The following is a 12,024-nucleotide window of genomic DNA, read 5'->3' as shown; positions in this document are numbered from 1 at the left end:
GAGACCACGCCCCACCGACAGGACCGGTCAGGAGCGGTCGAGCTCCTCGTCGGGCCACAGCACCGCGGCGAGGTCGACCCGGCCGTTGCGCACCGGCACCCCCTCGGCGGCCAGCAGCGCGAGCTGGCGCACCCGCACCGGCTCGGCCGCGCTGCCGTCGGCGCGGACCACCCGGAACCAGGGCACCGCGCCGCCGCCGCCGGCCAGCGCGCGGGCCACCCGGCGCGGTCCGACGCCGACCAGCCGGCCGATCGCCCCGTAGGTGCTCACCCGGCCGGGCGGGATCGCCTCGACCGCGTCGAACACCGCCTCGTCGACGTCGGCCGGGCTGCGGTCGCCGTCCACCTCACCCCTCGAAGGAGCTGTGCTGGTCCCACCACGCGAACAGGGCGGCGACGTCGGACTGGGTGGTCCCGGACGCGTAGACGACGCCCTCGGTGAGGTGGACGTCGTCGGTCCACATGACCGCAACGTCGCCCTGGTCGCTCAGCCCGCACGCGACCATGCCGCCGGCACCGTCCTCGGTCCACTCACCCCAGCCGGAGCCGGTGGCGCAGTCGACCGGGCCGTCGAACGGCGCCAGCCCGTCGAGGAAGATGCCGCCGTCCTCGACCGGCGTGGCCACGTCGGCGATGAACACGTCGTCGAGCGTGTCGCCGTCCTCGTATCGGTAGAAGTCGGCCCCCCAGGGGCCGGGCCGGGTCGCGCTCGCGCCGCAGCCGGCCGCCGCGACGTCCCCGTCACCGGCGAGCTCCATCGCGGCGCAGTCGTCGAAGTCGGCCGGCAGCGAGTCGAGGAAGGCGGCGTCCGCGACCGGCGCCGCGCCGTCCTCGACCGTGCGCAGGACGGCGACCAGCCCGACGGCGACCAGCGCGAGCGCGAGCACCCCGCCGACCACCGACAGCACCACCACCGCGGTGCGGTTGCGGGGTCGTTCCGGCGGCGGGCCCCAGCCCGGCGCCGGCGGCCAGCCCTGGCCGTACGGCTGCCCGTACACCGGCGGCTGCTCGTACACCGGCTGCCCGAAGGGGACCGGCTGCCCGTAGGGGGTCGGCTGCCCGTGCACCGGCGGCCGGCCGTAGGGGTCCGGCTGCGTGGGCCCCGGCCAGGCCGGCGGGGGCGCGGGCTGCCAGCCGTACGGCCGGTCCTCGGGCGGCTGGGTCATCCGGCGGTCCTCGATCCTCACTCCTCGGCTGACGTCGCCGGGAGCGTAGGGCCCCGGGAGCCGGTCGCCCGGTTGCGCCGGGCCGGGTCTCCCCCGGCCGGGCCAGGCGCTCCCCGGCCCGGTCCCGTCAGGCCCGGCGGCCGAAGCGGGCCAGCAGCCGGGTCTGCAGGTCGGCGCCCGCGGGCGGCTCGACCGGCGGCGCGAACAGCCCCGGCGTCCCGTCGTCCCCGAGGCGGTGCTCTGCGTAGCCGAACGCGGCGGCGACGAGCTCGGGGTCGAGGTGGGTGACGCCGTCGATCGCGCGGGCGAGGTCCCAGGCGTGCACGGTGAGGTCGGCGGTCATCTCGACCAGGTAGTCGGCCGCCGGGGTGGGCCCGTAGGAGAGCTGCACGCTGCGCTCGAGCACGCCGGGGTCGGCCCAGGCGGCCAGCGCCCCGTCGGCCGCGGTCTCCCAGGCGGTGAGCGGGTCGGTGCCGATCAGCTCGTCGGTGCCGGTGGGGACGCGCTGCGCGACGTCGTCCAGCGGCTCGCCGGCCAGCAGCGGCGGCACCCACAGCTGCTCGCTGGTCAGGTGGGCGACCAGGTCGGCGACGCTCCACCCCGGCAGCGCCGGGGCGTCCCACTCCCCCGGCCCGACGGCGTCGACCCGGTCGGTGAACTGGGCCTGCGCGCGCTGGAAGAGCAGGAGCAGGTCGGTGTGGCTGGGCTCGGGCACGGCGCCAGTAGACAGCACGACGGCCCCGCTCCGGTCGGGAGCGGGGCCGTCGTGGTCGGTCAGTAGGTGGGGAGGGTCTTGTCGATCCGGGTCGCCCACGAGGTGACGCCGCCCTGCACGTGCACGGCGTCCTTGAACCCGGCGTTCTTCACCGCGGCGAGCACCTCGGCGGACCGCACGCCGGTCTTGCAGTGCAGCACGATCGGCTTGTCGTTCGGCAGCTGCGCGAGCGCCCGGCCGGAGAGGATCTCGTCCTTGGGGATCAGCACCGAGCCCGGGATCCGCACGATCTCGTACTCGTTGGGCTCGCGGACGTCGATCAGCTCGAAGTCCTTGCCGCTGTCCATCATGTCCTTGAGCTCGTCGACGGTGATCGTCGAACCCGCGGCGGCCTCCTGGGCCTCCTCCGACACGACACCGCAGAAGCTCTCGTAGTCGATGAGCCCGGTGATCGGCTCGCCCTCGGGGTCCTTGCGCACCTTGATGGTGCGGAAGGTCATCTCCAGGGCGTCGTAGACCATCAGCCGGCCCAGCAGCGTCTCACCGATGCCGGTGATCAGCTTGATCGCCTCGGTGGCCTGGATGGCGCCGACGGTCGCGCACAGCACGCCGAGCACACCGCCCTCGGCGCAGCTGGGGACCATGCCGGGCGGCGGCGGCACCGGGTAGAGGTCGCGGTAGTTGGGCCCGTGCTCGTTCCAGAAGACCGAGACCTGCCCGTCGAACCGGTAGATCGAGCCCCACACGTACGGCTTGCCCAGCAGCACGGCGGCGTCGTTGACCAGGTACCGGGTGGCGAAGTTGTCGGTGCCGTCGACGATCAGGTCGTACTGGCCGAAGATCTCCAGCACGTTGTCGTTGTCCAGCCGCGTCTCGTGCAGCCGGACGTCGACGTTCGGGTTGATCTCCCGGATCGAGTCACGCGCGCTCTGCGCCTTGGACCGGCCCACGTCGGACTGCCCGTGGATGATCTGGCGCTGCAGGTTGGACTCGTCGACGGTGTCGAACTCGACGATGCCCAGGGTGCCGACACCGGCCGCGGCCAGGTACATCAGCACCGGCGAGCCGAGGCCGCCGGCGCCGACGGCGAGCACCTTGGCGTTCTTGAGCCGCTTCTGCCCGTCCATCCCGACGTCCGGGATGATCAGGTGGCGGCTGTAGCGGCGGACCTCGTCGATCGACAGGTCCTCGGCGGGCTCCACCAGGGGTGGCAACTGCACGGGGCGCTCCTCATCCGGCTGTGTCGTCAGGGCGGGCCGGCCCAGCGGGCCGACGTCCTGAGGTGGTCAACAGCGTGGCACGCCCCCGTCATTCCGAAGGGCGGGGCCACGGGGGTCACACCTGGCCGGTGGGCACCTGGTCGGTCCGGCCGGCGGCGTCCTCGGCCAGCGCCAGGACGGCGCGGGCGGTCGGCTCGGGCGCCTCGAGCATCGCCAGGTGCCCGATCCCGGGCTGCACCTGCAGCCGCGCGTCGCCCAGCGTCGCGGCCAGCCGCGGGGCGAGCCGGGGGTCGACGAGCTTGTCCCGGTCGCCCCAGACCACGAGGGACGGCACGCGCACCGAGCGGGCCATCCGCCAGGCGTTGGCCCGGCCCAGCCGCAGGTAGGAGGTCATCAGCCCGCGCAGGCTGCGGGTCAGCGCCTGCCCGGCCCACGGCTGCTGGTCGCGCTCGCGCATCTCCGCGACCGCCTCGTCGATCCGCTCCTGCGGCACCCGCGACGGGTCGCCGAAGCACATCTGCAGCAGCCCGCGGACGCGCTGCTCCGCGCTCACGCCGGCCAGCCGGCGCTCGGCCAGCGCCGGCACGCCGGGCAGCATCACCAGGGTGATGACCCGGTCGAACGCCGGGGGCACGCGGTAGACCGGCATCGCCGGCGAGACCAGCGTCAGCGTGGCCACCAGGTCGGGACGGCGGGCGGCGACCCAGACGCTGACCAGCCCGCCGAGGGAGTTGCCCACCAGGTGCACCGGCCGGCCCTGGCCGGGGCCGGGCTGGTCGACGACCCACTCCAGCACGTCGACGGTGGCCTGCACGTGCCGCTGCATCGAGTAGCTGCCGCGCGAGGGCGGCGCGGTCCGGCCGAACCCAGGCAGGTCCAGGGCGTACCCCTCGAAGCGGACGGCGAGCAGCGCGGCCAGGTCGGTCCAGTTGGTCGAGGCGCCGCCCAGGCCGTGCACGTAGAGCGCGCGCTCGTGCGGGGCGTCGTCCGCGGGGCCCTCGAGCGGGCCCCGCCACGGGGTGGTCCGGACGAAGACCTCGCCGCCGCCACCGGGCACGAACCGGCCGGGCCACGGGGGCAGCAGGGTGCCCGGGCGCGGCAGCGGCTCCTCCGAGAGACGGGCGTCGGTCACCCTGGCAAAGGTAGGACACGGGCGGACGCCGGACGCCGACTGTGACCGATGGAACGCCGCACCGGGACGGCGCCGGTACGATTCCGGGGCCATGCAGCCCAGCCGCCCCGCACCCGTGCCCCAGGCGGCGCGCCGCACCTCCCGCCTGCCGCGGAGCGCGCGCCGGCTGCAGCTGCTGCGGGCCGCGCAGGACGTCTTCGTCGCCCAGGGCTTCCACGCCGCGGCGATGGACGACATCGCCGACCGCGCCGGGGTCAGCAAGCCGGTGCTCTACCAGCACTTCCCGGGCAAGCGGGAGCTGTACCTGGCGCTGCTGGAGCAGCAGGTCGACGAGCTCACCGACCGGGTGCGGCAGGCGCTGGCCGAGACCGAGGACAACCGGCGCCGGGTGGCCGGTGTGGTGGGCGCCTACTTCGGCTTCATCGACGCGGACGGCGAGGCGTTCCGGCTGGTCTTCGAGTCCGACCTGCGCAACGACCCCGACGTCCGCCGGGTCGTCGACCACGGCGCGCAGCTGTGCATCGACGCCGTCGCGGAGGTCATCGCCGACGACACGGGCACCGACCGGGAGCGGGCGCTGCTGCTGGCCGCCGGGCTGATCGGGTCGGCGGAGAGCAGCGCGCGCTGGTGGCTGGCCGGCAAGGGGTCGCTGTCGCGCGAGGAGGCGGCGGCGCTGATGTCGCGGCTGGCCTGGCGGGGCATCTCGGGCTTCCCCCGGCGCGACGACGCCGACTCCCCCGGCGAGTGACGCCGCGCGCCGGCGTTTCGCTGTCGGCGCACCCGCTCGACCGGTGGCACGCAGGTCGGCTGGACTAGCGTTGCAGGCCAGCAGCTCGACCTGAGGAGGCATCTCCACGTGGAAGTCAAGATCGGTGTTCAGCAGTCCCCCCGGGAGCTGGTCATCGACAGCCCCAAGACGCCCGACGAGATCGCGGCGGAGGTCTCCAAGGCCATGACCTCGGCGAAGGACGGCCTGCTCACGCTGGAGGACGAGCGCGGCCGCAAGGTCGTCGTCCCCACCGCGAAGATCGCCTACGTCGAGATCGCCGAGGCCGACACGCGCCGCGTGGGCTTCGTCGCCGGCTGACGCCTCCGCACCACCCGGCAGGGCGTCTCCCCACCCGGGGAGGCGCCCTGCTGCGTGCTCAGGGGGTCAGCGTGCTCAGGGGTTGAGCCCGAGGGCCTTCATCCGCTCGGCGTGGGCGGCGGTGATCCGGCCCAGCAGCTGCCCGACGCCGGCCAGGTCGCCGGTGCCGCGGATGATCAGCTCGGCCAGGTCGTCGTGGTCGGCGATCACCGCCTGCGACTGGGTGAGCGCCTCCCCCACCAGCCGCCGCGCCCACAGCGCGAGCCGCCAGCCGACCGCCGGGTCGGCGGCGATCGCCGCCCGCACCTCGCGGACGGCGAAGTCCGAGTGGCCGGTGTCGTCGAGGACCTCCTCGACCAGCGCGCGGTCGGGCTGGGGCAGGAACGCCGCGATCTCGCGGTAGAAGTCGGTGGCCAGGCCGTCGCCGACGTGCGCCTTGACCAGCCCCTCCAGCCAGGAGCCGGGCCGGGTGCCCTCGTGGAAGGCGTCGAGCGCGGCCACGAACGGCGCCATCGCGTCGGCCGGCTCCACGCCGAGCTCGTGCAGCCGCGCCGACAGCCGCCCGTGGTGGGCGATCTCGGCGGCCGCCATCCGGGCCAGCGCGGCGCGGCCGGTGAGCGTGGGCGCCAGCCGGGCGTCCTCGGCGAGCCGGTCGAAGGCGGTCAGCTCGGCGTAGGCGAGCACCCCGAGCAGCTCGACGACGGCGCCCCGCGGGACGTCGTCCTGCTGCTGGTCGACGGCGCCGGCGTCCTCGGTCACGTCGTCCCCCTGTGTCGTCGCCGGCGCTCCCGCAGGGCGTGCACGCCGTCCTCACCTGCCCCGTTGCGGTGTGGCGTCTCCCCGCGCAGGGAGGCTAGCGCCCCTCGTCACGCTACGATGGAAGAGGCGGGCCGTCAGGTCCGTTGCGAAGGGCGTTACATCCGAGGCGTTACCGAAACAGTGCGCTGACACCGCTGGGCATCTCCCCGAGACAGGTCCCGCACCCGTCTCCCGGGCAGTTCGCAGGAACACCCGGTCTGCTGGCACGTCGGCGCTGGATCGACATCCCGGAACCGACAACGGGACGGCGCACGACGCCGCACGACGGCGTCCGCGGTCCCCCACCAGACCGAGGCGAGAGCACTGACCTCCACCGAGAACACCCCCACCGACAGCACCGTCCCGGCCCCGGAGCTGGAGCGCGCCGAGACCGGCGCCCCCGCCCCCGAGGAGCTCGAGCAGCAGGTCGAGGAGCTGGGCGGCGCGCCCGTCGCCACCGACAGCCCGCTGTTCAGCGACTTCGACTTGCACCCCGACATCGTCGCCGCGCTGGCCGACGCCGGGATCACCCGCACGTTCGCCATCCAGGAGCTGACCCTGCCGCTGGCGCTGGCCGGCAACGACCTCATCGGGCAGGCCCGCACCGGCACCGGTAAGACGCTGGGCTTCGGCGTCCCGCTGCTCAACCGGGTCACCCCGCCCGCGGAGGGCGGTGACGGCGTCCCGCAGGCGCTGGTCGTCGTCCCGACCCGCGAGCTGTGCGTGCAGGTCTCCCGGGACCTCGCCACCGCCGGCGCCAAGCGCGGCATCCGCGTGCAGCCCATCTACGGCGGCCGCGCCTTCGAGCCGCAGGTGTCCGCGCTGCAGGGCGGTGTCGAGGTCGTCGTCGGCACCCCCGGCCGGCTGCTGGACCTCGCCCAGCAGGGCCACCTCATCCTCGGCAAGGTCAAGGTGCTCGTCCTCGACGAGGCCGACGAGATGCTCGACCTGGGCTTCCTGCCCGACATCGAGCGGGTGCTGGCGATGGTCCCGGACAAGCGGCAGACGATGCTGTTCTCCGCGACGATGCCCGGCCCGATCGTCACCCTGTCGCGGTCGTTCATGACCCAGCCGACCCACATCCGGGCGCACGGCAACGACGAGGGCTCGACGGTCCCGCAGACCACGCAGTTCATCTACCGGGCGCACAACCTGGACAAGCCCGAGCTGCTGGCCCGGGTCCTGCAGGCCCGCGACCGCGGCCTGGTCATGGTCTTCTGCCGCACCAAGCGCACCGCGCAGAAGGTCGCCGACGACCTGGTGGAGCGCGGGTTCGCCGCGGCCGCCGTGCACGGCGACCTCGGCCAGGGCGCCCGCGAGCAGGCGCTGCGCGCCTTCCGCAGCGGCAAGGTCGACGTGCTGGTCGCCACCGACGTCGCCGCCCGCGGCATCGACGTCACCGGCGTCAGCCACGTCGTGAACTACCAGTGCCCCGAGGACGAGAAGACCTACGTGCACCGGATCGGCCGCACCGGCCGCGCCGGCAGCACCGGCGTCGCGGTCACCCTGGTCGACTGGGACGACATCCCGCGCTGGCAGCTGATCAACAAGGCGCTGGACCTGCCGTTCGCCGACCCGCCGGAGACCTACTCCACCTCGCCGTGGGTCTACACCGACCTCGACGTGCCGGAGACCGCCAAGGGCCGGCTGCCCCGCTCGCAGCGCACCCGCGAGGGGCTGGACGCCGAGGTGCTCGAGGACCTCGGCGAGACCGGCCGCAAGCAGCGCGGCGCCACCCCCGGCCGGTCCGGTGACCACTCCGGCCCCGGTCGGGAGGACGCCGAGGTCAGCGTCGGCCCGCGGAAGAGCCGGCCCCGCCGGCGCACCCGGGCGGGCGGTTCGGCGGGCGAGGGCGAGCCCGCGGCCGCGCCGGCCGAGAGCGGGACGCCCGCCGAGGGCGGCGCACCTGCCGCGGCCGGCGAGGGTGCGGCCAAGCCGCGCCGCCGCCGGCGTCGCCGCGGCGGCTCCGGCCGCAGCGGCGGCGACGCGGGCGCCACCACCCCCGAGTCGCAGGACTGACACCCGGCACGCTGTCGGCGTGAAGCGGCTGCAGCGCCCGCCGGCGCGCGTGTGGGTCTGGACGGCGGCCACCCTCGTGGTGGCCGCCGTCGCCGTGCTGCTGTGGCGCACCTCCAGCGTCGCGGCGACCTCCAGCACCACCGCGGAGCCCGCCGGCGCACCGACCGGCGCCCCGGCCGCGCAGCTGTCGACCGGCTGGACCGCGGACACCACCGCCGCGGCCACCGGTGCCGTGCTGCTCGGCGGGCGGGTGCTCGTCACCGACCCGCACGGGCTGGCGCTGCGCGACGCGGTCACCGGCGAGGAGGCCTGGCACTACCGGCGCGCCGACGCCCGGGTGTGCGGCGCGACCGCCGTCGGCGACCTGGTCGTCGCGGTCTTCCGCTCCGGTGGCGGGTGCGACGAGGCCGTGGCGCTGCGCGCGGGGACCGGCGTCCGGCAGTGGACCCGCAACGTCAGCTACCTGGCCGGCGCGCGGATCAGCAGCAGCGCGCAGGTGGTGCTGGCCAGCACGCCCACCGGCGTCACCACCCTCGACCCGGTCGGCGACAACACCCGCTGGCGGCAGCGCCCGACCGAGGGCTGCCGGTACGCCGCGACCGGCGTCGGCACCGCGGGCGTGGCCCTGGTGCAGCGCTGCGCCGACGACCCGGACGTGCGGGTCGAGCTGCGCGACGGGGTCAGCGGCACCGTGACCTGGGGCGTCGACGTGCCCGCCGGCGACCGGCCGGTGCGGCTGCTCGGGGCCGACGGCCTGGTGACCGTGCTGACGGGCGACACCGTGCACGTGCTGTCGCCCACCGACGGCGCGGAGCTCACCACGGTCACCCTCCCGCCGCCGGGCGGCGCGACGCCCGCGGACGAGCCGCTGCAGCAGACCGCCGCCGGCGACGTGGTGCTGCTCTGGGCCCGCGGCACCGCCTACGCCCTCGACGCCACCGCCGGCACGGTCCGCTGGGAGCAGCCGGCCGCGGGTCTGCCCTCGGTCGACCCCACCGCCGGCACCGCCGGGGTGCTCGAGGACGGCGGCTACGTGCAGCGCTCGCTCGCCGACGGCACCGAGGTCGCCCGCTCCGCCGTCGACGCGTCCGTGCCTGCCGGCGGACGCACCGCACAGGTCGGCCCGGCGGTCGTCTACACCACCGCGGACCGGGCGCTCGCCCTCCGCTGAAGCGCCGCCTCCCCGCCGGGGGGACACTCGGTGCCATGGTGCTTCCCGGCGGCGCGGAGCAGACCGCGCCGGACGCCCTCCGCCAGCTCACCCCGCACGACGCCCGGCAGGTGACCCTCCCCGGCGGCACCGGCCCGCTGGCCGCGCTGGACACCGGCGCCGGTCCGACCGAGCTGACCGGCCCGACCGTGCTGATGGTCGCCGGGTTCACCGGCAGCAAGGAGGACTTCGCGCCGCTGCTGGACCCGCTCGCCGACGCCGGTCTGCGGGTGGTCTCGATCGACCAGCGCGGCCAGTACGAGTCACCGGGGCCCGACGACCCGGCGCAGTACACCGTCGCGGCGCTGGCCGCCGACGTCGTCGCGGTCGGCCGGTTGCTGCGCGAGCAGGGCGCCGGCCCGCTGCACCTGCTCGGGCACAGCTTCGGCGGGCTCGTCGTCCGCGCGGCCGTGCTCGCCGACCCGGCGCTGTTCGACTCCCTGGTGCTGCTGGGCAGCGGTCCGGCCGGGCTGACCGGCCCGCGCACCGAGCTGCTGGCCCACCTCTACCCGCTGCTGGACGCCGGCGGCGTCCAGCTGGTGCACCAGACCCTCCAGCAGCTCAACGCCGCCGACCCGCGCGCCCAGGCGGTGCCCCCGGCGGTCCGCGCGTTCCTCGACACCCGCTTCCTGACCAACACCGCCGCGGGCCTGCGCGGCATGTGCGACGCGATGCTCGGTGAGCCCGACCGGGTCGCGGAGCTCGCCGCCACCGGGCTGCCGGTGCTGGTCGCGCACGGCGCGGACGACGACGCGTGGAGCCCCGCCGTGCAGGCCGACATGGCCCGCCGGCTGGGCGCCCGGCACGCGGTGGTCGACGGGGCGGTGCACTCCCCCGCGATCGAGGAACCCGCGGCCACCGTCGCGGTGCTGCAGGCCTTCTGGGCCGACGTCCGGCCGGGGGCGCAGCGGTGAACCCCACCCCGTCGATCCGGGACTTCACCGCGGAGGAGGACCGGCTGGGCTTCTTCGGCCCGGACAGCGTCACCTGGCGCATCCACGCCGACCCGGCGTTCTCCGTCGGCGGCATCCGCGCGCTGCTGCTGCAGGCGCTGCACCCGGTCGCGATGGACGGCGTCGACCAGTTCTCCGCCGGCTTCGTCAGCGAGCCGTGGGCGCGGCTGACCCGCACCGCGGAGTACGTGGCCACGCTGACCTTCGGCACCCGGCGCGACGCGCTGCGCGCCGTCCGCCGGGTGCGCGGCATGCACCGGGACAAGTCGGCCGTCGAGGAGACCACCGGACGGCGGTACTCCGTCGACGACGCCGACCTGCTGCTGTGGGTGCACTGCTGCGAGGTCGACTCGCTGCTGTCGGTGGCCCGCCGGGCCGGGGTGCCGCTCACCGACGCGGACGCCGACCGCTACGTCGCCGAGCAGGTGGTCGCCGCGGTGCTCATCGGCTGCGACGAGGCCGACGTGCCGGCGACGGTCGCCGAGCTCGACGCGTACCTGGCGCGCACCCGCCCGGCGCTGGCGGCCACGCCGGCGGCGCGGCGGGCCTCCCGGTTCATCGTCGTCCCGCCGATGCCCGGGTGGGTGCAGCTGCTCACCCCGGCCCGGCCGGCCTGGAGCACGCTGGCCACGCTGGGGGTGGCGACGCTGCCGCCGTGGGCGCGCAAGCTGTACGGCCTGCCCGGGTTCGGGATCACCGACCCGGCGGCGACCGCGGCGCTCAGGGCCTTCCGGCAGGGCACGCTGGCCATCCCGGCGCGGGTGCGGGAGTCGCCGATCGTGCGCGCCGCGCGGCAGCGGGTGGCCGACGCGGAGCAGCTGAGCGCCTAGGCCTGGTCCAGCTCCCGGCGGGCCGCGGCCAGCACGGCCTCGGCGACCCGGTCCAGCGCCGGCGAGCGCAGCTTCCACTGCTGCCAGTGCAGGACCACGTCGACCGCGCCGGCGTCGTCGAGCGCCACCAGCTCGCCCGGCGGCTCCTGCTGGCGCGGCACCATGCCCCAGCCGAAGCCCAGCCGGACGGCGGTGACGTAGTCGGCCGAGGCCGGCACGAAGTGCGCCGGCGGGACGGTGGGGTCGACGCCGCGCGCCCGCAGCCAGCGGTGCTGCAGGTCGTCCTTGCGATCGAAGACGACGACGGGTGCTGCGGCCAGCGCTCCCGCGGTGACGCCCGCGGCGAACCACCGGGCGGCGAACGCGGCGGTGGCCATCGGCCGGTAGCGCATCACGCCGAGCCGGGTCGCGGTGCAGCCGGGCACCGGGTCGGCGTCGGCGGTCACCGCGGCCGTCACGGTGCCGTCGCGCAGCAGCGCGCTGGTGTACTCCTGGTCCTCCCGGTGCAGGTCGAAGGCGAACTCACCGGCCAGCGGGGCCAGCGCCGGGAGCACCCAGGTGGCCAGCGAGTCGGCGTTCACCGCGATCGGCAGCGCGCCGACCGCGCCCTCCCCCAGCTCGGCGGCGGCGTCGGCGGCGAGCAGCTCGACCTGCCGGGCCAGCCGCAGCAGCGTGCGGCCGGACTCGGTCACCCGCACCGGGCGGGTGCGCACCAGCAGCACCCGGCCGGTGGCGGTCTCCAGCGCCCGCAGTCGCTGGCTGATCGCGGAGGGCGTCACGTGCAGGGCGCGGGCGGCGCCGTCGAGGGTGCCCGCGGAGACGGTGGCGGCCAGTGCGCGCAGCTGGTCGAGGGCGACGTCCACGCCTTCCATTAGACGTCCTCACGGTGCGTCAG

13 protein-coding genes are annotated in these 12,024 nt (G+C 75.9%); 6 read left to right on the top strand and 7 right to left on the bottom strand.

The genetic code is table 11. From position 1 onward, the window contains the following. Window positions 1-27: 27 nt before the first annotated feature. From AB0J00_RS04390 to AB0J00_RS04370, 5 genes are all read right to left on the bottom strand, one after another. Entirely contained in the window at window positions 28-345 is a 318-nt protein-coding gene (locus AB0J00_RS04390; RefSeq protein WP_357740706.1) for an MGMT family protein, read from the bottom strand. Window position 346: 1 nt separating this feature from the next. Further along, window positions 347-1,165: a hypothetical protein gene (locus tag AB0J00_RS04385; protein ID WP_357740703.1), complete on the bottom strand. Its 819-nt coding sequence runs from the start codon at window positions 1,163-1,165 to the stop codon at window positions 347-349. 127 nt (window positions 1,166-1,292) lie between these two features. Then, the gene (locus AB0J00_RS04380; RefSeq protein WP_357740700.1) at window positions 1,293-1,880 is read right to left on the bottom strand and encodes a TIGR03086 family metal-binding protein; all 588 of its coding nucleotides are present in this window, start codon (window positions 1,878-1,880) and stop codon (window positions 1,293-1,295) included. 59 nt (window positions 1,881-1,939) lie between these two features. Continuing rightward, a complete protein-coding gene (gene moeZ / locus AB0J00_RS04375; protein WP_357740697.1) occupies window positions 1,940-3,100 on the bottom strand; it encodes an adenylyltransferase/sulfurtransferase MoeZ in 1,161 nt (386 codons plus the stop codon). 115 nt (window positions 3,101-3,215) lie between these two features. After that, window positions 3,216-4,232, bottom strand: coding sequence for an alpha/beta hydrolase (locus AB0J00_RS04370; protein ID WP_357740694.1), 1,017 nt, complete (start codon window positions 4,230-4,232; stop codon window positions 3,216-3,218). A 91-nt stretch (window positions 4,233-4,323) separates the two neighbouring features. Between AB0J00_RS04370 and AB0J00_RS04365 the strand changes: the two genes are divergently transcribed. Together AB0J00_RS04365 and AB0J00_RS04360 are read left to right on the top strand one after the other, a co-directional pair. Beyond that, window positions 4,324-4,980 carry a TetR/AcrR family transcriptional regulator gene (locus AB0J00_RS04365; protein WP_357740691.1) on the top strand — a complete coding sequence of 219 codons (657 nt, stop codon included), beginning with the start codon at window positions 4,324-4,326 and terminating at the stop codon, window positions 4,978-4,980. A 108-nt stretch (window positions 4,981-5,088) separates the two neighbouring features. Continuing rightward, window positions 5,089-5,319 (top strand): DUF3107 domain-containing protein, encoded by a 231-nt coding sequence (locus AB0J00_RS04360; protein WP_357740688.1) that lies wholly within the window; start codon window positions 5,089-5,091, stop codon window positions 5,317-5,319. Between the two features lie 75 nt (window positions 5,320-5,394). Here the strand turns inward: AB0J00_RS04360 and AB0J00_RS04355 are convergent, their stop codons facing one another. Beyond that, window positions 5,395-6,078 carry a ferritin-like fold-containing protein gene (locus AB0J00_RS04355; RefSeq protein ID WP_357740685.1) on the bottom strand — a complete coding sequence of 228 codons (684 nt, stop codon included), beginning with the start codon at window positions 6,076-6,078 and terminating at the stop codon, window positions 5,395-5,397. A gap of 525 nt (window positions 6,079-6,603) precedes the next feature. On the opposite strand from AB0J00_RS04355, the gene AB0J00_RS04350 reads away from it, so the two are divergent. The 4 genes from AB0J00_RS04350 to AB0J00_RS04335 are packed head-to-tail and all read left to right on the top strand — an operon-like array spanning window position 6,604 to window position 11,129. Next, complete coding sequence (locus AB0J00_RS04350) at window positions 6,604-8,136, top strand: DEAD/DEAH box helicase (protein WP_357740682.1); 1,533 nt, start codon at window positions 6,604-6,606, stop codon at window positions 8,134-8,136. Window positions 8,137-8,155: 19 nt separating this feature from the next. Further along, the gene (locus tag AB0J00_RS04345) at window positions 8,156-9,307 is read left to right on the top strand and encodes a PQQ-binding-like beta-propeller repeat protein (protein WP_357740679.1); all 1,152 of its coding nucleotides are present in this window, start codon (window positions 8,156-8,158) and stop codon (window positions 9,305-9,307) included. A gap of 35 nt (window positions 9,308-9,342) precedes the next feature. Then, complete coding sequence (locus tag AB0J00_RS04340) at window positions 9,343-10,260, top strand: alpha/beta hydrolase (RefSeq protein ID WP_357740677.1); 918 nt, start codon at window positions 9,343-9,345, stop codon at window positions 10,258-10,260. Beyond that, window positions 10,257-11,129 carry an oxygenase MpaB family protein gene (locus tag AB0J00_RS04335; RefSeq protein ID WP_357740674.1) on the top strand — a complete coding sequence of 291 codons (873 nt, stop codon included), beginning with the start codon at window positions 10,257-10,259 and terminating at the stop codon, window positions 11,127-11,129. Before AB0J00_RS04340 ends, AB0J00_RS04335 begins: the two co-directional genes overlap by 4 nt. Here AB0J00_RS04335 and AB0J00_RS04330 read toward each other — a convergent pair. Beyond that, window positions 11,126-12,001, bottom strand: a complete 876-nt coding sequence (locus AB0J00_RS04330) for an ArgP/LysG family DNA-binding transcriptional regulator (protein ID WP_357740671.1) — start codon at window positions 11,999-12,001, stop codon at window positions 11,126-11,128. The two genes, AB0J00_RS04335 and AB0J00_RS04330, sit on opposite strands and share 4 nt — an antisense overlap. Window positions 12,002-12,024 lie beyond the last annotated feature (23 nt).

This window comes from Modestobacter sp. NPDC049651 (assembly GCF_040659695.1).
Lineage (GTDB): Bacteria > Actinomycetota > Actinomycetes > Mycobacteriales > Geodermatophilaceae > Modestobacter.
Note: the sequence above shows the minus strand (reverse complement) of the source record. Positions and strands in the feature narration are given on the sequence as shown.